The 23,797-nt window shown below is 67.3% G+C and carries 25 protein-coding genes and 2 pseudogenes; 18 read left to right on the forward strand and 9 right to left on the reverse strand.

Going from position 1 to position 23,797, the window contains the following annotated elements:
- Positions 1-74 precede the first annotated feature (74 nt).
- Positions 75-2,108 carry a PQQ-dependent sugar dehydrogenase gene (locus ABD260_RS30170; protein ID WP_344238950.1) on the forward strand — a complete coding sequence of 678 codons (2,034 nt, stop codon included), beginning with the start codon at positions 75-77 and terminating at the stop codon, positions 2,106-2,108.
- Between the two features lie 45 nt (positions 2,109-2,153).
- Here the strand turns inward: ABD260_RS30170 and ABD260_RS30175 are convergent, their stop codons facing one another.
- From ABD260_RS30175 to ABD260_RS30185, 3 genes are read right to left on the reverse strand one after another with little or no spacing between them, the layout of a single operon-like run.
- The gene (locus ABD260_RS30175) at positions 2,154-3,101 is read right to left on the reverse strand and encodes a zinc-binding dehydrogenase (RefSeq protein ID WP_344238952.1); all 948 of its coding nucleotides are present in this window, start codon (positions 3,099-3,101) and stop codon (positions 2,154-2,156) included.
- A gap of 57 nt (positions 3,102-3,158) precedes the next feature.
- Positions 3,159-3,677: a hypothetical protein gene (locus tag ABD260_RS30180; RefSeq protein WP_344238954.1), complete on the reverse strand. Its 519-nt coding sequence runs from the start codon at positions 3,675-3,677 to the stop codon at positions 3,159-3,161.
- On the reverse strand, positions 3,678-4,250 hold the full coding sequence (locus ABD260_RS30185) for an NUDIX domain-containing protein (RefSeq protein ID WP_344238956.1): 573 nt from the start codon (positions 4,248-4,250) through the stop codon (positions 3,678-3,680).
- Positions 4,251-4,286: 36 nt separating this feature from the next.
- Here ABD260_RS30185 and ABD260_RS30190 point away from each other — a divergent pair, with 36 nt between their 5' ends.
- On the forward strand, positions 4,287-4,682 hold the full coding sequence (locus ABD260_RS30190; RefSeq protein WP_344238958.1) for a VOC family protein: 396 nt from the start codon (positions 4,287-4,289) through the stop codon (positions 4,680-4,682).
- Between the two features lie 4 nt (positions 4,683-4,686).
- On the opposite strand, the gene ABD260_RS30195 is transcribed toward ABD260_RS30190, so the two are convergent.
- Positions 4,687-5,214, reverse strand: coding sequence for a GNAT family N-acetyltransferase (locus ABD260_RS30195; RefSeq protein WP_344238960.1), 528 nt, complete (start codon positions 5,212-5,214; stop codon positions 4,687-4,689).
- Positions 5,215-5,289: 75 nt separating this feature from the next.
- Between ABD260_RS30195 and ABD260_RS30200 the strand changes: the two genes are divergently transcribed.
- The gene (locus ABD260_RS30200; RefSeq protein WP_344238962.1) at positions 5,290-5,742 is read left to right on the forward strand and encodes an iron chaperone; all 453 of its coding nucleotides are present in this window, start codon (positions 5,290-5,292) and stop codon (positions 5,740-5,742) included.
- Here the strand turns inward: ABD260_RS30200 and ABD260_RS30205 are convergent.
- Positions 5,723-6,334, reverse strand: a complete 612-nt coding sequence (locus tag ABD260_RS30205; RefSeq protein ID WP_344238964.1) for a helix-turn-helix domain-containing protein — start codon at positions 6,332-6,334, stop codon at positions 5,723-5,725. The genes ABD260_RS30200 and ABD260_RS30205 overlap by 20 nt on opposite strands.
- Positions 6,335-6,568: 234 nt before the next feature.
- Here ABD260_RS30205 and ABD260_RS30210 point away from each other — a divergent pair, with 234 nt between their 5' ends.
- Genes ABD260_RS30210 through ABD260_RS30220 form a run of 3 tightly spaced genes read left to right on the forward strand, consistent with a single transcriptional unit; the run spans position 6,569 to position 11,777 of the window.
- On the forward strand, positions 6,569-7,681 hold the full coding sequence (locus tag ABD260_RS30210) for an MFS transporter (protein WP_425553432.1): 1,113 nt from the start codon (positions 6,569-6,571) through the stop codon (positions 7,679-7,681).
- A gap of 36 nt (positions 7,682-7,717) precedes the next feature.
- Positions 7,718-8,629, forward strand: a complete 912-nt coding sequence (locus tag ABD260_RS30215) for an alpha/beta fold hydrolase (RefSeq protein WP_344238966.1) — start codon at positions 7,718-7,720, stop codon at positions 8,627-8,629.
- Positions 8,630-8,666: 37 nt separating this feature from the next.
- Positions 8,667-11,777, forward strand: coding sequence for an ATP-binding protein (locus tag ABD260_RS30220; RefSeq protein WP_344238968.1), 3,111 nt, complete (start codon positions 8,667-8,669; stop codon positions 11,775-11,777).
- 23 nt (positions 11,778-11,800) lie between these two features.
- On the opposite strand, the gene ABD260_RS30225 is transcribed toward ABD260_RS30220, so the two are convergent.
- Positions 11,801-12,544, reverse strand: coding sequence for an ABC transporter permease (locus ABD260_RS30225; RefSeq protein ID WP_344238970.1), 744 nt, complete (start codon positions 12,542-12,544; stop codon positions 11,801-11,803).
- Complete coding sequence (locus tag ABD260_RS30230; protein ID WP_344238972.1) at positions 12,541-13,533, reverse strand: ATP-binding cassette domain-containing protein; 993 nt, start codon at positions 13,531-13,533, stop codon at positions 12,541-12,543. The genes ABD260_RS30225 and ABD260_RS30230 overlap by 4 nt, the downstream gene beginning before the upstream one ends.
- A gap of 230 nt (positions 13,534-13,763) precedes the next feature.
- On the opposite strand from ABD260_RS30230, the gene ABD260_RS30235 reads away from it, so the two are divergent.
- Positions 13,764-14,438 (forward strand): DUF4097 family beta strand repeat-containing protein, encoded by a 675-nt coding sequence (locus ABD260_RS30235; protein WP_344238974.1) that lies wholly within the window; start codon positions 13,764-13,766, stop codon positions 14,436-14,438.
- A gap of 142 nt (positions 14,439-14,580) precedes the next feature.
- On the opposite strand, the gene ABD260_RS30240 is transcribed toward ABD260_RS30235, so the two are convergent.
- A complete protein-coding gene (locus ABD260_RS30240) occupies positions 14,581-15,453 on the reverse strand; it encodes a helix-turn-helix transcriptional regulator (RefSeq protein WP_344238976.1) in 873 nt (290 codons plus the stop codon).
- 102 nt (positions 15,454-15,555) lie between these two features.
- Here ABD260_RS30240 and ABD260_RS30245 point away from each other — a divergent pair, with 102 nt between their 5' ends.
- From ABD260_RS30245 to ABD260_RS30260, 6 genes and pseudogenes are all read left to right on the forward strand, one after another.
- Positions 15,556-16,800 (forward strand): multidrug effflux MFS transporter, encoded by a 1,245-nt coding sequence (locus ABD260_RS30245; RefSeq protein WP_344238978.1) that lies wholly within the window; start codon positions 15,556-15,558, stop codon positions 16,798-16,800.
- A gap of 2 nt (positions 16,801-16,802) precedes the next feature.
- Positions 16,803-16,928, forward strand: coding sequence for a hypothetical protein (locus ABD260_RS30250; protein ID WP_344238980.1), 126 nt, complete (start codon positions 16,803-16,805; stop codon positions 16,926-16,928).
- A 60-nt stretch (positions 16,929-16,988) separates the two neighbouring features.
- Positions 16,989-17,204 carry a lipoyl domain-containing protein gene (locus ABD260_RS30255; protein ID WP_344238982.1) on the forward strand — a complete coding sequence of 72 codons (216 nt, stop codon included), beginning with the start codon at positions 16,989-16,991 and terminating at the stop codon, positions 17,202-17,204.
- A pseudogene (locus ABD260_RS37675) lies at positions 17,201-17,362 on the forward strand (E3 binding domain-containing protein); the annotation flags it as partial. The gene ABD260_RS30255 and the pseudogene ABD260_RS37675, both read left to right, overlap by 4 nt.
- A 23-nt stretch (positions 17,363-17,385) precedes the next feature.
- Positions 17,386-17,499: pseudogene (locus tag ABD260_RS37680) on the forward strand (2-oxo acid dehydrogenase subunit E2); the annotation flags it as partial.
- 70 nt (positions 17,500-17,569) lie between these two features.
- Positions 17,570-18,304, forward strand: a complete 735-nt coding sequence (locus ABD260_RS30260) for a Type 1 glutamine amidotransferase-like domain-containing protein (RefSeq protein ID WP_344238984.1) — start codon at positions 17,570-17,572, stop codon at positions 18,302-18,304.
- A gap of 93 nt (positions 18,305-18,397) precedes the next feature.
- Here ABD260_RS30260 and ABD260_RS30265 read toward each other — a convergent pair whose 3' ends face one another.
- On the reverse strand, positions 18,398-19,144 hold the full coding sequence (locus tag ABD260_RS30265; RefSeq protein ID WP_344238986.1) for a phosphotransferase family protein: 747 nt from the start codon (positions 19,142-19,144) through the stop codon (positions 18,398-18,400).
- Between the two features lie 193 nt (positions 19,145-19,337).
- On the opposite strand from ABD260_RS30265, the gene ABD260_RS30270 reads away from it, so the two are divergent.
- The 5 genes from ABD260_RS30270 (at position 19,338) to ABD260_RS30290 (ending at position 23,777) form a co-directional block, all read left to right on the forward strand.
- Positions 19,338-19,640 (forward strand): helix-turn-helix domain-containing protein, encoded by a 303-nt coding sequence (locus ABD260_RS30270; protein ID WP_344238988.1) that lies wholly within the window; start codon positions 19,338-19,340, stop codon positions 19,638-19,640.
- Complete coding sequence (locus tag ABD260_RS30275; RefSeq protein ID WP_344238990.1) at positions 19,637-20,959, forward strand: type II toxin-antitoxin system HipA family toxin; 1,323 nt, start codon at positions 19,637-19,639, stop codon at positions 20,957-20,959. Before ABD260_RS30270 ends, ABD260_RS30275 begins: the two co-directional genes overlap by 4 nt.
- 56 nt (positions 20,960-21,015) lie before the next feature.
- Entirely contained in the window at positions 21,016-21,459 is a 444-nt protein-coding gene (locus tag ABD260_RS30280; RefSeq protein ID WP_344238992.1) for an Rrf2 family transcriptional regulator, read from the forward strand.
- Between the two features lie 87 nt (positions 21,460-21,546).
- Positions 21,547-22,950 (forward strand): MFS transporter, encoded by a 1,404-nt coding sequence (locus ABD260_RS30285; protein ID WP_344238994.1) that lies wholly within the window; start codon positions 21,547-21,549, stop codon positions 22,948-22,950.
- On the forward strand, positions 22,947-23,777 hold the full coding sequence (locus ABD260_RS30290; RefSeq protein WP_344238996.1) for an SDR family NAD(P)-dependent oxidoreductase: 831 nt from the start codon (positions 22,947-22,949) through the stop codon (positions 23,775-23,777). Before ABD260_RS30285 ends, ABD260_RS30290 begins: the two co-directional genes overlap by 4 nt.
- Positions 23,778-23,797 lie beyond the last annotated feature (20 nt).

Consider the following 23,797-nt stretch of genomic DNA (forward strand, 5'->3'; position numbering starts at 1 on the left):
ACACACGACTCGATCATTAGGAAGCTTTCCTAACAGTCAGTCCCCTGCCCCGCCCCGGAATTTCAGGAGACCCCATGAAACCCCGTTCGCTCGCGGCGGCGGTCGCGCTCACGCTCGCCGCGGTCAGCACCGCACCACCCGCCTCCGCCGCCACCGACTATCAGGCCGAGGACGCGACCATCTCCCAAGGTGTCGTCGAGTCGAACCACGCCGGCTACACCGGCAGCGGTTTCGTCAACTACGACAACGTCGCCGGCGGGTACATCGAATGGACAGTGACCGCCCCGGCCGGCCCGGCCGACGTGAGCTTGCGGTACGCGAACGGCACCGCGGCGACCCGGCCGATGGACTTCACGGTCAACGGCCAGCCCGGCGCGGTCGGCATCACGTTCCCCGGCACCGGCGCGTGGACGACCTGGAAGAGCAAGACCGTACGCCTGCAACTCGTTGCCGGTACCAACAAGATCCGCGCCCGCGCGACCAGCGCCGACGGCGGACCCAACGCCGACAAACTGACCGTCACTCCGACCAGCGACGACACCACACCGCCTTCCGCGCCGGGGAATCTGACCGTCAGCGACCTCAAGTCGAACGCCGCCACGTTCCACTGGACCGCCGCTTCCGACAATGTCGGCGTGGTCCGGTACGAGATCAACCGCGGCGGCAATGTACTGAAAGTTGTCGACGGCAACGTCCTCTCGGCAACCGTCGACACGTTGACGGCAAACACCTCGTACGACATCTCGATCGGCGCCTTCGATGCCGCCGGCAACGCTTCGCAACAAAGCAACGTCGTCACTTTCACGACACCAGGAAGCGGGGATACAACACCGCCGTCCGTGCCCGGGAACTTGCATTCGACCGGCACCACCGCGAACTCGGTTTCCCTTGCCTGGAACGCGTCCACCGACAACAGCGGGAGTATCGCCGGGTACGACGTGTACCAGGGTTCCGCGAAAGTCGCTTCGACCGGTTCGTTGACCACGACTGTCACGGGCTTGACCGCGAACACCGAGTACACGTTCACCGTCAAGGCCCGTGACCCTGACGGCAATGCATCCGCGGCGAGTAATCCAGTCACCGTACGTACATCGAGCGGAGGCACCGGCGGGATTCCGGCGTACGACAAGGACATCGCGAAGGTTGATCTCGGGTGGAGCGTGGCATTTCTCCCCGACGGGTCCGCGCTGGTGACGGAGCGGGATCGGTTCGAGGTCCTGCGGGTGACGGCGAGCGGCCAGAAGACGACGCTCGGAAAGGTGCCGGGCGTGGTCACGACAAGCGGTGAAGGCGGTCTGCTCGGGATCGCGTTGTCGCCGACCTTCGCGACCGATCATTGGGTGTACCTTTACCACACCGCCGCCAACGACAATCGTATTGTGCGGATGAAGTACGAGAACGGGCAGCTTGCGACCACGTCCGCTCCGGTGCTGACCGGTCTGGCGAAGAACCGGTATCACAATGGTGGCCGGATCGCCTTCGGGCCGGACGGGAAGCTGTACGCGACGGTCGGCGACGCGAAGAACTCCGGGAATGCGCAGGACAAGAATTCGCTGAACGGCAAGATCCTGCGGATGAATGCGGACGGTACGGTGTCGAGCGACAACCCGTTCTACAGCAGCGGCGGCAACGCGCGGTATGTGTGGAGTTGGGGACATCGGAATCCGCAAGGGCTGGCGTGGGATTCGCGCGGTCAGTTGTGGGCGGCCGAGTTCGGTGAGAGCAGCCAGGATGAGTTGAATTTGATCCAGAAGGGCGGGAACTACGGGTGGCCGGCGTGTGAAGGCACGATTGGCGACTGTGGTGGGTACATCGCGCCGAAACGTACTTGGCCGACCTCGCAGGCCGGGCCGAGTGGGATCGAGATCGTCAACGACTGGATCTACCTTGCCGGTGTCACGGGTCAGCAGCTTTGGGTGACGAAGATCAACTCGGCCGGTACTGGCGTCGGGACTCCGCAGGCGGTGTTTTCTGGTCGGTGGGGGCGGCTGCGGAGCGTTACTCGGACGCCCGATGGAGGTCTCTGGGTGACGTCCACGAACAACGACAAGAACGGCGGAACCCCAAGCACAATCGACAATGTGATCGTGCGGCTGAAGTTTTCGTAGCGGAACCCCCAGCACGATTGGCACTGTGATCGTGCGGCTGAAGTTCTAGGTCAGCAGGAGGGTTTTGCCGAGGGCGTGGCGGTTTTGGATGGCTGTGTGGGCCGCCGCGGCCTCGGCCAAGGGGAACGTCTGGCCGATCGTGGGTGTGAGCTTGCCGCGCGCGAGTTCGTCGAGCGCCCGACGGGTCAACTCCCGCGACTCGGCCGGCTCCGGGCGGAAGATCCCGACCGTCGTGACATCGTCCCGATCCGGCGCGGTGAAGTCGCCACTGGCCGCGCCGTACCCAAGGAACCGCCCGCCGGACCTCGTCGCCGCGTACGCCGCCTGGCCGATCGCCCCGCCGGCCCCATCGAACACAACATCGACCTCGCTCAACTGATCCGCCCAACCAGGCAGCGAGTAGTCAACAACCCGATCAGCTCCAAGCTCCTCGGCATACCGAAGCTTGCGCTCACCGCGGGCGGCCGCGATCACCGTCGCGCCAGTTGCTGACAGCAACGGAATCAGCCAGGACCCGAGACTGCCCGCGGCCGCCGTCACCAGCACCCGATCACCCGACTGCACCTGCCCTTGGGTCAACTGCTCCAGCGCAGTCGCACCATCGTGCAGCGCGGCTATCGCGGTACTCAGCTCGAGACCATCAGGCACCGGAAACACCTCATCGACCGGGACGACAGCCTGCTCGGCATATCCACCTCCGGCGTACGTGCCGACCGGCCCGGTACCGGCGATCACCCGTCGGCCGATGAGAGGATTGTTGACAACATCACCGACCGCGGACGCCACCCCGGCGACACCGGCGCCTGGGACAAAGGGCAGGTCGAGCTTGAAGTACTCCTGCCCCCACCCGGCCCGGAGTTGCGTGTCGAGAAACAGCACCTCCGCGACCGCGACGTCGATCACCACCTCGCCGGCGCCCGCCTCACCCGCCGGTGCCTCCGCCGCCTCAAGCACCTCAGGCCCACCGAACCGCTCCACTCGTACGACCCGCACCACGAACCTCCTCAGCTAGTCAGGTCTCCGACGCTAAAACCTGAACCAACGTTGAGGTCAAGAGTGGTGCAGCTGGAACTGCGCGCACTCCGGGTGTACGGCGGCGGCGCGCCGCACTGCCTGGTCGAGGGGGATGTCGTACGTGCGCAGGAAGAGCAGATTGTTGACAAAAGCCAGCGCGGCGCTGCCGTCCGGGTAGTCGATCGGCGCGACGTACGCGGCCGTACCCGCATGCTTGAACGCGGCAGGGAGGTCGCCGGCGCCGGTGAGACAGCCGAGGTTGATGACCGTCTTTCCGTTGAGGTGGGCGTGGTCGCGGATATCGGCAGGCGTGGCCGTCGGCTCGTCCGGGACCAGGATGCCGTGGTCGTCGCCGTGGCAGGACAGGATCACGACGTCGTCGGTCGGGATTTCACCGGCCAGCAGCTTGAGCAGTTCGGCACGGGAGCCGACCCAGTGCGTGGTGGTGCGGTAGTTGAAGCCCTCGAGGGTGGCGCGTACGGCGGATGCTTCGAGGGTGTCGTCGATCGCGACGATGGTGATGTTCTGTTTCGCTACATAGGGAATCGTGTGCATCTAGGACCTGCCGAAGTCGGCGTAGACGGAGATGCCGGTGGTCAGGGCCCGCTCGGCCAGGGCGAGGCGGCGGGCCATGGACGGGCGGAGACGAGGCGTGGCTTCGGCAAGCGTGAGGTAGTGGTAAGCGCGCGCCTCAGTGGGGTCGAGGGTGAGCGCGGCCGGGTCCGCGTGGGGCTCGGTCGGGTCGGCCGCGGCGCGTGCGAGGGCGTCGTGGTCGAGGGCGTCGTGGTCGAGGATTCCGCCGTCGAAGACGAAGGCGAGGGCGTCCGGCCACGGGCCCGCGGCCGGAATCCAGTCGACGACGAGTAGCGGGCCGATCTCCAGGTCGAGGCCGATCTCTTCCTTCACCTCGCGCCGGCACGCCTCGTACGGCGACTCGTTCTCCTCCACGATCCCACCAGGGATGTCGAGCGTCGGCTTGTACGTCGGCTCGAGAAAGAGAATCCGCCCACCCCGATCCCGGATCAGCGCACCACCCGCGGCCGTCTTCCGCGGCAGCCGCCCCGCGATCCCCGGATTGAACTCCGCCTCCGGCTCCCCCTCGGCAGCCACGTCATCTTGTCGGTTCACGCGTCTAGTCTCGTACACCAAGGAGAGGAGACCCGCATGCTACGAGGCCGATCCAAGAACGGGCACTGGTTCGGGACGGTGATCGACGCGCCGGATCCGCAGGCGCTCGGCCTGTTCTACCACGCGGTCCTGGGCTGGGAGATCCACAAGAACGAGCCGACCGAGTTCACGCTGGCCGTGCCGGGCAACTCGGAGACCTACCTGGCGTTCCAGCGGCAGACGTCCGCGCCCTGGGCTCGACCGGTGTGGCCGGCGGCCGAAGGGCAGCAACAGATGATGATGCATCTGGACATCGAGGTCGGCGAGCTCGATGCGGCCGTCGAGCATGCGGTTGAGCTGGGCGCGAAGGTTGCCGGGTTTCAGCCGCAGGAGGGTGTTCGGGTGTTGATTGACCCGGCGGGTCACCCGTTCTGTTTGTACGCGAACGGCTGAGGTTTCAGCGCAGCGCGCGGCTCATCCAGATCGAGTTGCCGTGTTCGGCGTTTTCCGTGACGCGATCGCTTCGCTCGAAACCTAGCTTTTCCAGCACCCGGAAGGACGGTGCGTTCCACTCGCGTACGGTCGCCCACAACCGCCTCCGGCCCGTACCCGCCGCCGCATCGACTATTGCGCGGGCGGCCTCGGTCGCGTACCCGTGACCGTGCGCACGGCGCGCCAACTCGTACGCGATCTCGGGCTCCTCGAAGGACGCCTGCCCGACGGTCAGCCCGCAGTACCCGACGAACTCCCCCGTCGACCGCAGCTCGATCGGCAGCAGACCGAGGCCCGGCGCGGCGCACAACGGGTTCTCGATCAGCCAACCGCGCATTTCCTCGACCGTCGGCCGCCCGTCGGCGTCGATCCGGCGCAGCGCCCGCGGATCCCGCTCGATCCACAACCCGCGGTGCGCCTCCGCGTCCGCCGGCTGCCAGGGCCGCAGTCGCAGCCGTTCGGTTTCGAGCTCGGTGGGCAGGTCGGCGTACATGGGCGCCACTGTAACCGCCGGGGATCGATCAGTTTTCAAGAAGCGTCCGCCGGGCGCGGGTTCCTAAGGTAGGTGGTGTTCAGACAGACCACCGGGAAGGGCACTTCGATGGCCACCAAGAAGAAGTCGTACGACGGGTTCACCGAGGCGGAGCGGGACGCGATGAAGGAGCGCGCCAAGGAGCTCAAGAGCACCGAGGACCCGGCCGAGGCGCAGCGCGCGAAGATCGCCGGGATGGCCGACGCGGACCGGGTGATCGCGGAACGGCTGAGCGAACTGATCGCCGAGGTCGCCCCGGAGCTGACGCCGAAACTCTGGTACGGCATGCCCGGCTGGGTGAAGGGCGGGAAGAACGTGTGTTTCTTCCAGGACGCGGCGAAGTTCAAGGCCCGGTACGCGACGCTCGGTTTCAGCGACAAAGCGCTGCTCGACGACGGCGACTTTTGGCCGACCTCGTACGCGCTGATCAAGCTGACGCCCGCGATCGAGAAGAAGATCGTTGCCTTGATCAAGAAAGCGGCCGGCTGACCGAGCGGGCGCGCACGCGTACCCGGCGCCCTTCAGCACTGAACAAGCTGAGCACCTCGACCTGACCGTTGCCGACGGCCCCGAACCAGTGCGGATGCCGGGTATCGAACTCAGCCGCGTCGCCGGGGCGGAGGACCAGATCCTCCGCACCCAGAACCAGCCGAAGCCGCCCGCTGAGCACATAGAGCCACTCGGATCCTGGGTGCGTGCGAAGGAACACGTCGGACTCACCGCTCGCGATCGTGAGTTTTGTTGCCTCGTTCACCGATCGACTCGCGGTCAACGTCAGGAAGGTCCGCCCACCGGCGCCGGGGTGCGGTCCGGCGACCAGTCGAGGGGCGGCGATGATCGTGTCGAGGGGGACCGCGAGGGCGGCGGCGATTCGGAGCAGCAGGTCGAGGGCCGGGCGGCGCTGACCCGATTCCAGGCGTGAGAGTGTGCTGGTGGAGATCCCGGTCGAACGGCTGAGGGCGGCCAGCGAGAGATCCTTCTGCTCGCGAATCCGGCGCAGTCGTGGCCCGAGGCGGTCGAGCGCGGCGTCAATGGCGTTCTGCACGTTCTGCACGTTCTGCGTGCTCTGGGTGGTCGGCATCTCAACAGCAGATCCCAGCCGTCCCAGTTCCAGCAACGAAAGTTGCCGATCCAGCACATCGCCGCCGACCGTTGCAGCATGAGAACCGAAGAACCATCACCTGGAGGTACGCCCGCCCCCGTCGGCGCAGCACCCGCGGCCGGTGGAGCCGCCGGTCAAGAGCAGTCGCGCGCCCCTCGTACGCCCGGGCGGCTTCCGTTTGCCGTGTACCTGCTGGGGTTCAGCTTGTTTGCGATGGGGAGCTCGGAGTTCCTGCTCGCCGGCGTACTGCCCGCGGTCGCGAGCGGGCTGCACGTCGACCTCGCGACGGTGGGTGGGCTGATCACCGCGTTCGCGATCGGTGTGGTGATCGGTGGGCCGCCGTTCGCGGTGATCAGCCGGCGCTGGCCGCGGCGTACGGCTCTCGTACTCACCCAGCTTGTTTTCGCCCTCTGTATCGCGATCGGTCTGCTCATCTCGACGTACGAGGCGCTGCTGATCACGCGCTTCCTCGCCGGCTTGGCGTACGCGGGGTTCTTCGCGGTCGCCGCCGTCACCGCAGTGAGTCTGGTACCAGCTGATCGAGCTGCCCGTGCATCCGGCGTCGTGGTCAGCGGACTCAGCCTCGCGATGATCCTCGGTGGCCCAGCCGGCACCGCCTTCGGCTACCGAACCGGCTGGCAAAGCGGCTTCTGGCTAGTAGTAACCCTCACCGTCCTGGCCGCCATCACGATCACCCTCGCCACGCCTCACCGCCCCCAACCAACGACCAAATCACCAGATACAAATCTCCGAAGAGAGTTGCGTACGCTCCGTCAACCGCGCCTGTGGACAGTTCTAGCAATCACCTTGCTGACGACCGCGTCGTACATGATCACCTTCAGCTACCTGTCCGAGCTGCTCACCCGCACCACCCGCATCCCCACCACCTGGACCGCCCCCGTGCTGGTCCTCTTCGGCCTCGGCGCCTACCTCGGCCTGGCAATCGGCGGCCGAATCGCCGACCGCCGCCCCCACCTGGCCCTCACCACCGGCACCATCGGCATCCTCACCACCTCAGCCCTCATCGCCACCCTCGCCCACCACGCATCCGCCGTAATCCCCCTCGTCTTCCTCCTGGGCGTCGCGGGCTTCATCCTCAACCCCGCCATCTACGGCCGCATCTTCACCCTCGCCCCCACCGCCCCCACCCTCGCCGGCGCCACCACCGTCTCCGCCTTCCAACTAGGCATCAGCTTCGTCCCCGCCCTAGCCGCCCTCCCCCTCCACCTAGGAGCCCCCCTCCCCACAATCCCCTGCCTAGGCACCCTCCTAGCCACCCTCACCCTCCCTCTCATCCTCCGGGACCACACCACCAAGCACCGCTAATCTCCAAGGCACCCATCAGCAACCAGCGAGGTGCCCATGAACCCGCCGTCGGACGACTCCGGTGCCGCCATCGACGCGCTGGTCGGCGGTGTGACCCGAAGGACAATCAACCGGGGCAACCGCGTCCTCACCTGGCTCGAAGCCGGCTCGGCCTCGCCGAGCGTCGTGTTCGAGGCGGGTGCAATGTCTCCGGTCGTCGGCTTTGCGGCGGTGTTCAAGGCCCTGGCGCCGGATCATCACCTGATCGCGTACGACCGCGCTGGGTACGGCGGGAGCACTCCGGTACCGCTCGATCTGAATCTCCAGCTCGGGGACCTCATCGCCGTACTCGAGCAGGCGGGACCTTCGATCATCGTGGGGCACAGCTGGGGTGGACTACTTGCCCAGCTGGCCACTTGGAACCGACCCGACCTCGTCACCGGGCTGGTACTGCTCGATCCAGCGCATGAGGTCTTCTGGCAGGAACTCACCGCCGACGAACGGGCGGCGATGGGCCGGCGCCCGGACCGGACCCGGCCCGCGTCAGCCGATTCGCGGTACGACGATGTGGTTGCCTTCGGCCACGAACTTGCCGAGGATGTCGTGCGCAGCGTCGACACCGCCGTACCCGTCGGCGAACTGTTGCGTCAGGCCTGCCTGTCCTACCTGCAGACCGACGAGCAACTTCTCGCCTACCTCGACGAGCTGCCGATGATTCTCGAGCACCTGGACGACCTCGCGGCGTACCGTGCGAGTGCGGTGTGGCCGAGCGTGCCGGTCGTATTGCTGACCGCGACCAAGGGACGGCCGGAGAAGTTCACGCCGCGGGTGATCGCGGTTCAGGAGGAGCTGGCGGCCCAGGCGCGAGGGCGGCATCTGGTGGTGCCGGATTCCGGGCACTATCTGCAGCTCGATCGGCCTGATCTGGTCGTCGAGTGCGTTCGGGAGGTCTCGCGGCGTCGCGAGTGATCTCGTACGTGGCAAGATCGGGTGGGTGCAGATTGGGATGTTGGGGCCGTTTGAGGTGCGTGGGGACGATGGGGGCGTCGTCGACGTGCCGGGGGCGCGGTTGCGGGGGTTGTTGATCGCGCTGGCGCTGGAGCCGGGGCGGGTGGTGCCCAAGGCGACGCTGGTGGACTGGATTTGGGGTGAGCAGCCGCCGGCGGACGCCGCGAATGCGTTGCAGCGGCTGGTTTCGCGGTTGCGGAAGGTGCTGCCGGTCGAGGGGCAGCCGGAGGGGTACCGGTTGCAGGTCGAGCCGGAGGCGGTGGATGCGGTTCGGTTCGAGCGGCTGGTGGCGCGGGCGCGGAGCGACCAGGACTCGCAGGGCGTACGGCTGCTTCGGGAAGCGCTCGGGTTGTGGCGGGGCGCCGCGATGCAGGATGTCGGACTGACGGAGAGCGGTGCTTTCGACGCGGCCGTCACCCGCCTGGACGGTCTGCGCTTGACCGCGATGGAGGATCGCTACGACGCGGAGATCACCCTCGGCCACGGCGCGGACCTCGTCACCGAGCTGACCGATCTCGTCCAAGCACATCCCGTACGCGAACGCCTCGTCGCCGCGCTGATGCGCTCCTTGGTCGCATCCGGTCGGGACACCGAAGCACTCCGGGTGTACGAACGTACCCGGGAGACCCTCGCCGACGAGCTCGGCGTCGACCCCTCGCCCGAACTGTCCGCGCTGCACGTCGCGCTGCTCCGCGGCGAACTGGTGCGCCGCGAGGAGAAGCGCAACACCAACCTGCGCGAGGAATTGACCACGTATGTCGGCAAGGACGCCGACATCACCGCCGTACGCGAACTCATTGGCGACCATCGGCTGACCACGCTGATCGGTCCGGGCGGTTCGGGCAAGACGCGGCTGTCCGCGGAGACGGCGCGTACGCTGCTCGCCGATCTGCCCGACGGCGCCTGGATGGTCGAGCTCGCGGCCATCCACCCGGACGGCGACGTCGCGCAGGCAACGCTCAGCGCCCTCGCGCTCCGCGACGCGCTGCTCGGCGAGGCGCCCGACACCGACCCGACCGACCGAGTGATCGCGGCGGTGCGGGAACGCGCGATGCTGCTGATTCTCGACAACTGCGAGCACGTGATCGAGTCCGCGGCGACGTTCGCGCATCGGGTACTGGGCGAATGCCCGCGACTGCGCATCCTGGCGACCAGTCGCGAACCGCTCGGCATCACCGGCGAAGCACTGTGGCCGGTCGCGCCGCTCGTCCTGCCACGGGAGACGGCCGATCCGGACGAGATCGACGCGTCGCCAGCGGTCCGGCTGCTGCAAGATCGGGCCACCGCCGTACGCAAGGACCTCGTCACCGATCCGCAAACGCTGGCCCGGATCTGCCGCGCCTTGGATGGGATGCCGCTCGCGATCGAGCTCGCCGCGGCCCGGTTGCGCACCATGTCGCTCGAGCAGCTCGCGACCCGTCTCGACGACCGCTTCCGCCTGCTCACCGGCGGCAGCCGTACCGCGCTCCCCCGCCACCGCACGCTCCGCGCGGTCATCGACTGGAGCTGGGAGCTGTTGTCGGACGCCGAGCGGTCCGTACTGCGCAGGTTGTCGGTGTTCTCCGGCGGCGCGAGCCTCGAAGCGGCCGAAGAGGTCTGCGCGGGCGGCTCGGTCGAGTCGTGGGAGGTGCTCGATCTGCTCACCGCGCTGACCGAGAAGTCCCTGGTGGTGACAAAGGACGAGGGCGCCCCCAGGTACCGGATGCTTGGCACGATCAAGGAGTACGCCCAGCAGCGGCTCGACGAAGCGAACGAGGCGGTGTCGGCGCGGCGTACGCATGTCGCGCACTTCACCGAGCTGACCAACACCGCGGACCCGCACTTGCGCCGCGCGGAGCAGCTCGAATGGCTCGCGATTGTCGAACCCGAGCACGACAACATCGCCGCCGCGATGCGCTGGGCGCTCGGCGCCGGCGAGGGTGAGCTCGCGATGCGGCTCGGGGCCGCGGCCGGCTGGTACTGGTGGTTCGCGGGGCACAAGGTCGAGGGCAGCGAGTTCCTGATGGCGGCGCCGGACGTGCCCGGCGAGGTGCCGGACGAGGTCCTGGCGGTCGTGTACGCGTTCGTCACCGGATTCATGACGTCGGGGCGCGGGCGCGATCAGACCAGCGCTGAGGAATGGATCCGGAAAGCCGCCGAGGTCAGCCGCCGGGTCCGGAACACGCACCCGGCGGTGACGCTCGCGGAAGCGCTGGAGCGGCTGCTGGCGGGTCCGAGTGCGTTCGTGTCCGCGTTCGAGCCGCAGCTGACTGACGACGACCCCTGGGTACGGGCGTTGGCGCGGCTGCAGACCGGGAAGATGCGGATCATGCTCGGTGATGGCGATCGGGAGGCGGATGCGGCGCTCGAAGCCGCGCTGGCCGAATTCCGGGCGATCGGTGAGCGGTGGGGCATCTCGTTCGCGTTGACCGAGCTGGCCGACCGGCTGGCCGTCCGCGGCGAGTTCACTGAGGCCTGCGAGTACTTCCGCCAGGCGGTCGAGGTCGCGAACGAAGTCGGCGCCGCCGAGGACACGGTCCGGCTGCTGTCGCGGCAGGCCCAGCTGTACTGGCTGGCCGGCGATCACGAGGCGAGTGCAGCGGCGATGGCGGACGCGCAGCGCCAGGCGGAACGGGTCGCCTGGCCGGAAGCGCTGGTCGAGCTCGCCCGGGCCAAGGCCGAGCTCGCGCACTGGCGCGGCGATGCCGACGAAGCGCGCCGCCAACTGAACCTCACGACCACGCTGCTGGGTGCTGACGCCGAGCGGCCGAACTTGCGGGCGATGCGGTTCGACCTCCTCGGATACCTGACCGATGACGTCGACGAGTCGTGGGAGCACCGCAGCGCGGCGGTGCAGGCGGTGAGCGAGAGCCCGCATCCGCCGGGGATCGCTCAGGTGCTCGTCGGCGTGGCGGATCTGGCCGTCCGGACCGAGCAGTACGAGCAGGCCGCCCGGCTGCTGGCCGCGAGCGCTGCCCTTCGCGGGCTGCCGGACCGGTCCAACCCGGACCTGACCCGGATCGAGGCCGAGACGCGCCGCCGCCTCGGTGACCGGAAGTTCACCGAGGCGACGGAGGAGGGACGGCAGGCGGACTGGCACGAACTGGTCGCGGTCACGCTCGCTTCTTGAAGGTCGCGGTCGCTTCTTGAACATCACGCTCGCTTCTTGAACGTCGCGGTCGCCCAGACGTACCCGACGACCGCGATCCCGACCAGCCAGGCCAGCGCCGCGAGCAGGTCGCTGGTAGCCGCCGAACCGCTGAGCAGGCCGCGCAGGCTCTCGATGATCGGCGTGAACGGCTGGTACTCGGCGAACTGCTTGACGCCTGGACCCATCTTGTCGGCCGGAACGATCGCGCTGCTGAAGAACGGCAGCATCACCAGCGGGACCGAGGACAGGCCGGCCGTCTCCGGGGTCTTGGCCGCGAGGCCGAGCGCGACGGTCAGCCAGCCGGTGGCGAGGCCGAGCAGGACGACCAGCCCGATCACGCCGAGCCACTCGACCGCGTTCGCCGACGGGTTGAAGCCGAGCGCGAACGCGACCCCGATGATCGCCGCGATCGCGATCAGGTTGGTCAGCAGGCTGGCGATCACATGCCCGGTCAGAACCGCGCCGCGGGGTACGTCCATCACCTTGAACCGGTTGATGATGCCCTTGGTCATGTCGGAGTTCACCGAGGTCGCGACCGCGCCGAGCCCGTAGCAAACCGCCAGCAAGAGCATGCCGGGCGTTGCGTAGTCGACGTACGGGACGCCGACGCTGAATGCGTCACCGAGCATGTAGACGAACATCAGCATCACCACGACCGGCATCAGGACGGCGTTGAACACCGAGATGGGATTGCGGGCGATGTGCTTGAAGTTGCGGCGCAGCATCACGATCGAGGGGTTCTTCATTTCGCTGCTACCTCCGCGTTGTCGTTGCCGGTCAGGCTGTCGCCGCCGGTCTGGGTGTCGTGGCCGGTCAGGGCCAGGAAGACGTCATCGAGATCAGGGGTGTGGACGGAGAACTCGTCCGCGTCCAGGCCGGCGTCGTCGAGCCGGTCGAGCAGGGCGCGGACCGACTTGGTGCCGGCGTCGCTGGGCACCCGCAGGGTCAGCGCGTCGTCGTCGCGGGTCGCACCGGGCATGATCGCCGCGGCCGCGTCGAGCTCGTCGGCGCTGCCGAAGCGGAACCGGACGTGAGTACCGGGGATCTGCCGCTTGAGCTCGTCCGGGGTGCCCTGGGCAACCAATCGGCCGTTGTTCAGCACCGCGATCCGGTCGGCCAGCTCGTCGGCCTCGTCCAGGTACTGCGTGGTGAGAAAGATGGTCACGCCGTCGGCCACCAGTTCGCGGACGATTGTCCACATCGTCCGGCGGCTGCGCGGGTCCAGACCGGTGGTCGGCTCGTCCAGAAAGATGATCCGCGGATCGCCGATCAGCGTCATCGCCAGGTCGAGCTTGCGGCGCATCCCACCTGAGTACGTCGCCGTGCTCTTGTCAGCCGCCTCCACCAGGTCGAATCGCTCCAGGAGATTGTTGACAATCTGCTTGTCGTCAATCCGAGTGCTCTTCGATCGGGCCGGCGACAGGTCGACCATCAGTTGCAGGTTCTCCCGGCCGGTGAGCAACTCGTCCACCGCGGCGAACTGGCCGGTGACCCCGATCGCGGACCGCACCGCCTTGGGCTCGGACACGACGTCATGCCCGGCCACCCGGACCGTGCCGCCGTCGGCCTTCGTCAGCGTGGTGAGCACGTTGACGGTTGTCGTCTTGCCGGCCCCGTTCGGGCCGAGCAGGGAGAAGACGGTGCCCGCGGGGACCTCGAGGTCGATGCCGTCGAGCACTGTCTTGTCGCCGAATGTCTTGCGCAGTCCAGTGACCGCGATCGCCGAAGTTGTCATGTCATCACCTTCGGCGGACGCCCTGACACCGGTCTGACACCGCGCCTACACCGTGTCAGCACCCATGTCCGCGCCGGCCCGCTCGCCGTGGCGGCGCGGTGTCAGGACAGCTCAGCAGAGTTGCTCTCGTGACCGGAACAGCCGGTCAGCAGACCACGTGATCGGCTAGCCGGTCACCAGTCCGCGTGATCGGGACAGCCGGTCACCACATTCGACCGAGGAGCACAGAGATGACCACCTTCAGCACCCCCGCGCCGATCACCGTCGCCGTCGACATCATCTTCGGAGACATCACGGTCAGCGCCGGCGACCGTACCGACACCGTGGTCGAGGTGCGGCCGACCGACCCGGGCTGGGCGCTGGACGTGAAGGCCGCCGAGCAGGTCGTGGTCGAGTTCACCGACGGCAAACTGCAGATCAAGCACCCGAAGCTGCGGACGGTGTTCATGAAGCGGTACGGATCGGTGCAGGTCCTCGTCCAGCTGCCGACCGGGTCGGATCTTCAGGGGTACACGGCCAAGGGCGCGTACGTCGTCGAGGGCGAGGTCGGCGCGTGCGAACTGAAGACGGCGAACGGGGACATCCGCATCCACAAGGTCAGCGGCGAACTGCGCGCCAAGTCAGCCACCGGCGACATCTGCGTGGACGCGGTCGCGACGACGGTCAAGGCCCGTACGGCTGCCGGAAACATCCGCGTCGGCGAGCTCGGCACGGGCACGGTCGACCTGTACACCCCGACCGGCGAAGTCGAGGTCGGCATCCCCGAAGGCACCACCGCAACCGTGGACGCGCACACCTCGGTCGGCCGGATCTTCAACGACCTCGAAGCCCCCACCAACCCCACCCGCACAGTCACCCTCCGAGCCCGCACCCACGGCGGCAACATCACCCTCCACCGCCCCTGACGCCCACCCGCCTGCCACCGCTCAGCATCCGTCTGATGCTGCCCCGCCTGATGTTCTTTCGGCGGTTCGACAGGAGGTGTGTGGTGCTGGGTAGTGCACCTGAGCGTGGCGGGCCTCGTGTGTACGGTGTCTCGCGGGTGTACTACCTGTTCATCTGCTGCTTCTGCTCGGCGGCGAGGCTGGCGAGAAGGTGGAGTTTCTCGGCGGATGGGCTGCCGGGTTCGGCGGTGTAGACGAGCAGGACCAGGCCGGGATCAGCGGTGAGCGCGAGCTCCTCGTAGACCAGCGTGAGTTCGCCGACCTCCGGGTGGTGGAAACGTTTGGTGCCGGCGCCGTGGGTGCGGACGTCGTGCGCGCCCCACAGCCGCCGGAAGGTCTCGCTCTGAGTGGAGAGCTCCCCCACCAGGTCCTGCAGACCACGGTCATGCGGGTCGCGACCGGCCTCCGCACGCATGATCGCAACGCACATCTGCGCGAACAGATCCCAGTCCGGGTAGAACTCACGCGCCGCCGGGTCGAGGAACTGGAATCGCGCCAGGTTCGGCGTACGCCCGCCGTCGCCGATCACCGGCGAGTAGAACACGCGGCCGAGCGCATTCGTCGCAAGCAGATCCTGCGCCGGGTTGCGAACGAACGCGACCCCATCAGTGATTGCCTCCAGCGCCCATTGCAGACTCGGCCGGTTCGCCATCTGCCCGGTGGACCGACGCCGCCGGCGACCGGAGGACGGGATGCCATCGGCCGCCCGGGCGAGATCGAGCAGATGCGTCCGCTCGGTGTCATCGAGCCGAAGCGCCTGCGCGAGCCCCTCCAGTACGGCGGCCGACGCGCCCGCGATCGCGCCTCGCTCGAGCTTCGCGTAGTACTCGATGCTCACTCCGGCCAGAATCGCGACTTCGCTCCGCCGCAGACCGGGCACCCGCCGCTGTCCGATTGTCGGCAATCCGACGTCGGCCGGCGTCAGCTTGGCCCGGCGCGAAATCAGGAACTCGCGGACCTCGGCCTTGTTGTCCATGCCATCGACGGTACCGGCAACGCGCCGCGCGAGGGGTGCCCTGCCGGTACACCTCAGGAGCGTGACTTCCTCGCGGCCATGGACGGCGCGTTTCCTGGTGCAGTGATCCGATCGCGGCAGGCTGCACTGACCACCACGGTACTCGGGACAGTTGTACTGATCACCGCGATCGCCCCGCTGGCCACGGACATGTACGTACCGGCGTTCCCTCTTGTCGCCCGCGATCTCGACGCAAATGCCACTGAGGTACAGCTCACGCTGACGACCTTCTTCGTCGGCATGGCCTTGGGCCAGCTTTTCGGCGGGCCGTTCTCGGATCGCGTCGGGCGACGGCGTCCGCTGCTGGTTTCCTTGCTGGTACTGACGGCCGCGTCGGTGCTGTGCGGCGTCAGCCCGGCCATCGGGGTGATGATGTTTGCCCGGTTGATCCAGGGGTTCAGCGGCGGCTGGGCGATGGTGATCGCGCGGTCGATCGTCGTCGACCTGACTTCGGGGCCGCGGCTGGTCCGGGCGATGAACCTGGTCGCTGGGGTCGCCGGAGTCGCGCCGATCGTGGGGCCGTTGCTTGGGGCAATGATCTTGCAGTTCTCGCACTGGCGGGTGTCGTTCTGGGTCGTTGCCGGTCTGGCCGCGGTGATGGTGATCGCGGTTGCGGTCGGCGTACCCGAGACCTTGGCTGCGCGGCATCTAGGCAGTCTCACCGAGCTGGTCGCCTCGGCCGGGCAGGTGCTGCGGGAGCGCGTGTTCACCGGCTACCTCGTGGTGTTCGCGTTCTCGATGGGCACGATCTTCGCGTACGTGGCCACCTCGTCCTTCGTACTTCAGCCGATGAACGGCCTGTCGCCGGTCGCGTACTCGGTGGACTTCGCGTTCAATGCCGTTGGCCTGACCATCGCCACGCTGATTGCCGGACGGCTCGCCGGGCGCGTTCCGACTCAGCGGGTGATCAGCGTCGGATTGTTGACAACCGGCATCGCGGGCGTACTGCTGTTCGTCGGCGCACTGTTCGGGATGCCGTTGGTGATCGCGCTGATCGGGTTCTTCGTACTGATGACTGCTCAAGGACTGATCGGGCCCAATGCCGGTGCGCTCGCGTCAGGCGCCGTACCCGAACATCCTGGTACCGGTTCGGCGCTACTTGGTTTCCTGCAGTGGTGCATGGCCGGTGTCATCGCGCCGATCGCGGGCCTCGGCGGGGAGCACACTGCCGTACCGATGGCGAGCATCGTGCTCGTACTCACCGCGCTCTCCGCACTGGCGATTCTTCAGACCACGGCGAGGGCGGCGCGGGCATGGGCTTTGGCCGCCGCGCGGGTCGGGGCGGGGCGAAGGCCGAGTAGGCGTTGACGGTGCGGTTCGCCGAGAAGGTACGCCGGGTCGCGATGGCGGAGGTGCCGACGCCCTACGCGAAGTCCCTCGAAACCGCCGCCCTCCAATCCCCCGAGGACGCCGCCACAGCCATCCGCCAACCCTGACCGCCGTAGCCCGCCACCACTGACCCGACCCGCCGGCCGCCGACCTGTTGAAGAGGACCCATGACTGACATCCTCATGCCCCGCCTGTCCGACACCATGACCGAAGGCGCGATCGCCAGCTGGCACAAACAACCCGGCGACCTCGTAGCCGCCAGCGACGTCCTGGTGGAGATCGAAACCGACAAGGCCCTGATGGAACAAGAGGCCCACGAACCCGGCACCCTCACCGAAATCCTCGTCCCAGAAGGCGAAACTGCCCCCATCGGCACCCCATAGCCCGTCTCACCCCCACCACCCCATCCACCTCCCCCAACCCGTCCGCCCCCGCCGTATCCCCAGACCCGTCCGGACCTGGCGCGCGGCGGCTCGCAACGCCGCTCGTACGCCGGATCGCCCGCGAACGCGGCATCGATCTGTCGACAATCCCCGGCACCGGCCCCGGCGGCGCGCCCGCAAACGCCTCCGCTACACCCTCACCGCCGACCACCGCATCATCGATGGCGCCCCGGCCACCCAGTTCCTCGTCACCCTGACCGGACTCCTCGAAAACCCACTGAGAATCCTCGCCTGACATCCGGTCCGGCGCCGGGTAGGTTCAGTTGGCGGCACCGATCGCAGCGTGGCACCAGGAAGGCGGAACGATGAGAGCTCTCCTCACCTCATCCGGGATCAAGAACGCAAGCATTAACGACGCGCTGGTCGACCTCCTCGGCAAGCCCGTCGCCGAATCGAACGCCCTCTTCATCCCCACCGCCATCTACCCGTTCCCCGGCGGCCCCGGAATGGCCTGGCGTGCCCTCTCCGGCCAATCACCGTCACCGCTCTGCAACCTGGGCTGGAGATCCCTCGGAATCCTGGAACTGACAGCCCTTCCGAGCATCGACAAATCCGCCTGGGAACCAACCGTCCGCGACACCGACGCAATCCTGGTCTGGGGCGGCGACCCTTTGTACTTGGCCAGCTGGATGCACCGCTCCGGCCTCACCGACCTATTGCCCACCCTGCGTCCAGAAATCGTGTACGTAGGCGTGAGCGCCGGCGCAATAGCCGCGGCAACCACCTTCGTCGAAACGTACACAGAACCGCCCCGCGGCGAAGACCGCCCGCTCAAATCAGAACCCGCCGTCTTCACCACCCCCGAAGGCGACGTCAACCGAACCCTCGTCACCGGGCGAGGCGCCGGCTTGGTGGACTTCGCCGTAATCCCCCACCTGAACCACCCGGACCACCCCGACGCCTCTCTCCCCAACGCAAAACTCTGGGCGTCCCACATCCCCACCCCCACCTACGCCCTGGACGACGAATCCGCCGTCAAAATCACCGAATCCACCACCGAGGTAATCTCCGAAGGCACCTGGCACCTCTTCAACGCCTAACCGGGTGATCGAGGAGCGTTTCCGGCATATACGGGGAGAATCTCTCCTACGTGTGCAGCAAAACGCTCCTACGAAGAGGTTCCGGCCAGCGGATCACATGCGGGCGCGTAGTACGTCCACTTCCCCACCTGGCGTGAACGGGTCGAAGTCGTGTTCGATCAGCCAACGGGTCGCGAGCAGGCTGCGTACTGACCACCAGGCGTGAATCACGTCGACATCAACGCCCGTACCGTACCCCTCGACGACATCCCCAAGACGGTCCGGATGCGCAAGCGTCAACGTGGCAAGGTCGCGCAACCCATCGCCACTACCCGCCTCGGACCAATCGATGATGCCGGTCAGCTCATCACCTTCCACGAACACATGCGCCACGTGCAGATCCCCATGCGTGAACACCGGGGTCCACGGCCGGAGCGCCGCCTCCGCGACCTCCCGGTTGCGCGTCACCAGGTCCGCGGGCAAGATCCCGCCGGACACCAACCGCTCGCACTCAGCGTCAAGGTCCGCCGCCAGCTTGTCGAGGTTCTGGCCGCCCCGGCTGGTCCATGGCGGTAGCGGTGCATCATGCAACTTCCGTACCGCCGCACCTGCCGCGGCCCACGCCGCCGGCGACGCGGTCGACGGCTCGCCAAGCGTCGCGAGCACCGTCCCCGGCACCGCCGAGATCGCAAGCACAGACGGCTGCCGCCACAAAACCCGCGGAGCCGGCACGGGCACCAGCGCGAGCGCCTCCACCTCACGATCGATCCGCGCCTGATCCCCATCCACCTTCAGGAACACGTCCCCCACCCGCAACGTAGCCCGCTCAGAGTGCGCCAAAACGACCTCAACCTCATCCATGGCCACCCAGTATGTCCACCCCATCCACCACCCGTCGCGGCATTTACCACGCACGAACCCTCGTACCTCCACCCAACCCAAACCACCCCTCAGACCGTTCGGCTCGCCATCCAGCATCCGTAGTTAATGGCCGCTAGATCGACCATTGTCGTGTATAGTGGTCACTCTGGCGGCCATTAAGTTAGGTGGTGACATGGTGTCCAGACCCACCCCGGCGCGCGTCCGCCTGGCCGCGCAGCGTGTCGGCGGGCATCTTGCTGCGTGGCGCAAGTTGCAAGGGCTGACAGCAGCGCAGGTTGCCGAGCGTGCGGGAATCTCGCGTGGGACGCTGCGGAGGCTGGAGCAAGGCGAGACCAGTGTCAGCGTCGATGTCCTGCTCAACGTCGCCCGGGTGCTGGGCGCGCTCGACCGCGTCGCCGAGTCGCTCGATCCATACGAGACAGAGCTCGGCCGGGCACGCGCGGACGAGGTCCTCCCACAACGGGTCCGGCCATGACGAATTCGCTGCTGGTGTCCACCGAGATCGACGGCGCGGTCGTCGATGTCGGCACGGCGTACTTCACCCGTCGTCGTGGCGCATCCTCCACATCCTTCCGCTATGCCCCGGGCTACCTCGGCCGCAAAGGCGCGTACGCCATCGATCCCGCCCTCGAGTTGTTCGCCGGCCCTGGCCAGACCGACGGCCTTCCCGGCGCGTTCGCGGACTGTTCGCCGGACCGGTGGGGCCGGAACCTGATCAGCAAACGCCTGCAGGCACTCGCACTTCGGGAGAATCCGGTCGCCCCGGCACTCAGCGATATCGACTTTCTGCTCGGTGTCAGCGATCTGACCCGGCAAGGCGCACTGCGCTTCAAGATCGATGCCGACGGCCCCTTTCTCGATCCGGACCTGCAGGTGCCGAAGCTGATCGAACTGCCCAGGCTGCTGTGGGCCGCCGACCAGGTGGCCAACGACGGCGGCGACGATCTCGCCGCGATCAAGGCCTTGCTGGACGCCGGATCGGGCTCCCTCGGCGGCGCCCGGCCTAAGGTATCGGTCAGTGACGGGGAGCGCCTGCTGATCGCCAAGTTCCCGCACCGAGGCGACGACTGGGACGTGATGGCCTGGGAGAAGACCGCGCTCGACCTGGCCGAGCGGGCCGGGATCGAGGTACCGGCGAACGAACTGCTGGGGATCGACGGCCGGCACATCCTAGTCCTCGAACGGTTCGACCGGAACAACGGACGGCGCCGGGGTTACATCAGTGCGATGACACTGATCGAGGGTCGCGACGGTGAGGTCAGAGATTACGTCGATGTCGCCGAAACGTTGCCCGAGTACGGTGCCCGGGTCCGCGCGGATCTGCACCAGCTGTGGCGGCGGATCGCCTTCTCGGTCGCGATTCACAACACCGACGACCATCTCCGCAACCATGGCTTCCTGCGCGATGGCGCCGGCTGGACGCTGTCACCCGCATTCGACATCAACCCGAATCCGGTCGTCGGCGAGGAGCGTGTGACCGGAATCGGCGGCGCCCGTCACCGCACGGACGAGGTCGCCGGCCTGATGGCGTACGCCGAGACGTTCGACCTCGACCCGAGTGAAGCCCGGCAAACGCTACGCGAAGTCAGCGACGCGACGGCAGACTGGCGAACCGTTGCGGCGTCGCATGGAATCAGCGCGGCTGAACGTCAGCGCTTCGAGCCGGTGTTCGAGGGGCTGCGCGAACAGTTCAGCAGCGACGCGGGCGTCGTCGGCAAGGCCCGGTCGCGGGTGCCCAAGGGCTCTGAAGGGGCCGGCAGGTTCGCCTCCGGCGCCAAACGGTCGGCTGATTGACCGGGCCGGAAACTGCAACTACGGTAGTGTCAGTTGGGTCGATGGCGGGAGGGTGGATGACTGTCAGCAGCAGGAGTGCGGTGGCCATTCATGCGCTGACGATGCTGGCACGGTGGTCGGAGCGTACGTTGACGTCCGGGGATATCGCGGACAGCTTGGAGAGCAATCCCGTTCTGGTTCGGCGCATTCTGGGTACGTTGCGCGACGCCGGCTTGGTGCAGTCGACGGAAGGGCGTGGGGGCGGGTGGACGCTGGCGCGTGCGCCTCGGACGATCACGCTGTACGACGCGTACGCCGCGGTCGAAACCGGGCCGGTGCTCACCGGTCACGCCCATCCGCCGAGCGCCGAATGCGAAGTCGGGCGCAACATCCAGGCGCTGCTCGAAGCCGAGTTCCGCGCGGCCGAGGAGGCTCTGGATGAACGGCTCCGGCGTACCACGATCGCGCACCTCGTACGTCAGGTGCTGGCAAAGGAACGCGAACTCAACCTGCAGCGCTGACCAGGCCGGGATGCCATGTCCCGGCCTTGCTTTTCGTCTTAACTGTAACCATCCCAGTATCAGTTACCTTCTCGGAGGACTTATCGCATGGCGGCAACTACTGAGCGCGCCCCCGTCCGGATCTCGCTGCTGGCCTTGCTGATGCCGGCCATGCTGGTCACGGTCGTCGCCAGCGACATGGTCAATCTGATGCTGCCGTCGATCGGGAAACAGTTCGGCGCCTCCGAGGCGGAGCTCGCCTGGGTCGTCACCGGTTTCCTGCTGATGTTCTCGATCGGCATCCCTTGCTACGGCCGGATCTCGGACCGCGTCAGCCTGCGGCGGCTCTTCGGCTTCGCGTTGTCGGTGTACGCGGCGGGCAGTCTGCTCTGCGCACTGGCACCGAGCCTCCTCGTACTGGTCGCCGGCCGCATCGTCACCGGAGCAGGCGCGGGCGCGATTCCGGTGCTTGCGATCGTCGCGGTCACGCGCCTCATGCCAGAAGGACAACGGGGCATGGGCATCGGCGTACTGTCCGCGTCCGCGGGCATCGGCACCGCCGCGGGGCCTGCGCTGGGCGGCGGGATCGGCCAGTACCTGGGCTGGTCCGCGCTGTTCTGGTGCATGTTCGCGCTCGCGCTCGTACTTCTACCGGCGGCCCTGCGCGTACTTCCTGACGAGCGACCGTCCGATGCCGGCAAGTTCGACTTCGTCGGAGGCGCGCTGCTCGGGGTCGGCGCCGGGCTGCTGCTGTTCGGCATCACGCAGTTGCAGGTTGCCGGGCTGTCGGCGCCGACTTCTTGGGCGAGTCTGACGGTGGCGGTACTTGCACTCGCGCTCTTCGGTTGGCGCACCGCTCGGGTCGCGCATCCGTTCGTACCGCCAACATTGTTTGCCAACCGCACCTATCGCACCTCGGTCGTGATCGCGTTCCTGGTGATGGCTGTGAACCTGGGCGCCTTGGTGTACGTGCCGCTGCTGCTCGTCGAGGTGAACGGGCTCACGCCGGGAGAGGGCGCTCTGGTGATGGTCCCTGCGGGCGTCGCGATCGCCGTCCTGTCGCCCTTGATCGGCCGCCTCGCCGACCGGATCGGTACGCGACCGCTGGTACTCGCCGGTCTCGCAGCCGTCTTTGTGTTCGCGCTGTTCCTGTCCACCTTTGCGGGGAGTGCGTCGGTCGTGCCCGCGGGCGTCGGCGTCCTCGGGCTGAGCATCGGCTTCATCTTCGTGATCACTCCAATCATCAGTGCCGCGGCGGGATCGTTGCCCACAGCACAGGTCGGCGTCGGCCTCGGTCTGCTGCAGGGCGCCCAGTTCCTCGGCGCGGGCGCCGGCCCGGCGATCTTCGGCGTACTCGTGACCGCGGTGCGCGAAGGCGGCGGAGATGCGACAAATCCCTTACACACAAGCGTTTCCGGCGCTGGGTACTCGGATGCGTTTCTGCTCATGGGCGCGGTTGCCGCCGCGGCCCTTTTGACCGCGATCCGGATGCGCGCAAGGGCGGTCCGATGAAGACGGTCGTTATCACGGGCGGTACTTCGGGTATCGGCGCGGCGCTGGCCCGTACATACGTTGCACGAGGCAATCAAGTGATCGTCATCGCACCCGATCCCGTGAAAGGACAGCGCTTTCTCGATTTGGCCGGGGAGCGTGGCCGGTTCATTCAGGCCGACCTCAGTTTGGTGAGCGAGAACCGGCGGGTCATCAACGTACTGGAGGAAACGACGCCCGCGATCGATGCGCTCATCCTGTGCGCACGGTTTTTCCGCTCCCACCGATTGGTGACCACCGAGGGATTCGAACACAACTTCGCACTGTTCTACTTGAGCCGTTACCTGCTCTCGCACGGTTTGGCCGATCGAATGGATCAGGCCGCCGATCCCGTCATCGTGAACGTCGCGGGCCCCGGCGTCGGCCCACCGACCGTGAATTGGCAGGACCTAGGCCTCGAACACAACTACGACGGCTGGACCGCAATGGCCCAAGGCGGTCGCCTCAACGATCTCCTAGCCGTCTCCTTCGCCGCCGAACAGCACCGTACGCGCTACGTACTGCACTTCCCCGGCGGCACCCAAACAGGTTTCGCCGGCGAATTCGACCCCGCCACCGCCACCCAAATCGCCGAAATGAAACGCACCGCCCAACCAGTCGACCAGGCAATCGTCCCCATCATCAAGCTCATCGACAAACCACCCCACGACCCCCTGAGCGCCTTCCTCCTCGACACCCAACTCAACCTCCACCACCCCACCTTCAACCCAACCACAGCAGCCCACCTCAACCAACTAACCCACCACCTACTACAAACCCACCCCACCGCACCGGGCGACAACTCCTAAGCATGGAAGCACGCAACCGG

This window comes from Kribbella hippodromi (genome assembly GCF_039531045.1).
In the GTDB taxonomy this organism is placed as follows: Bacteria; Actinomycetota; Actinomycetes; order Propionibacteriales; family Kribbellaceae; genus Kribbella; species Kribbella hippodromi.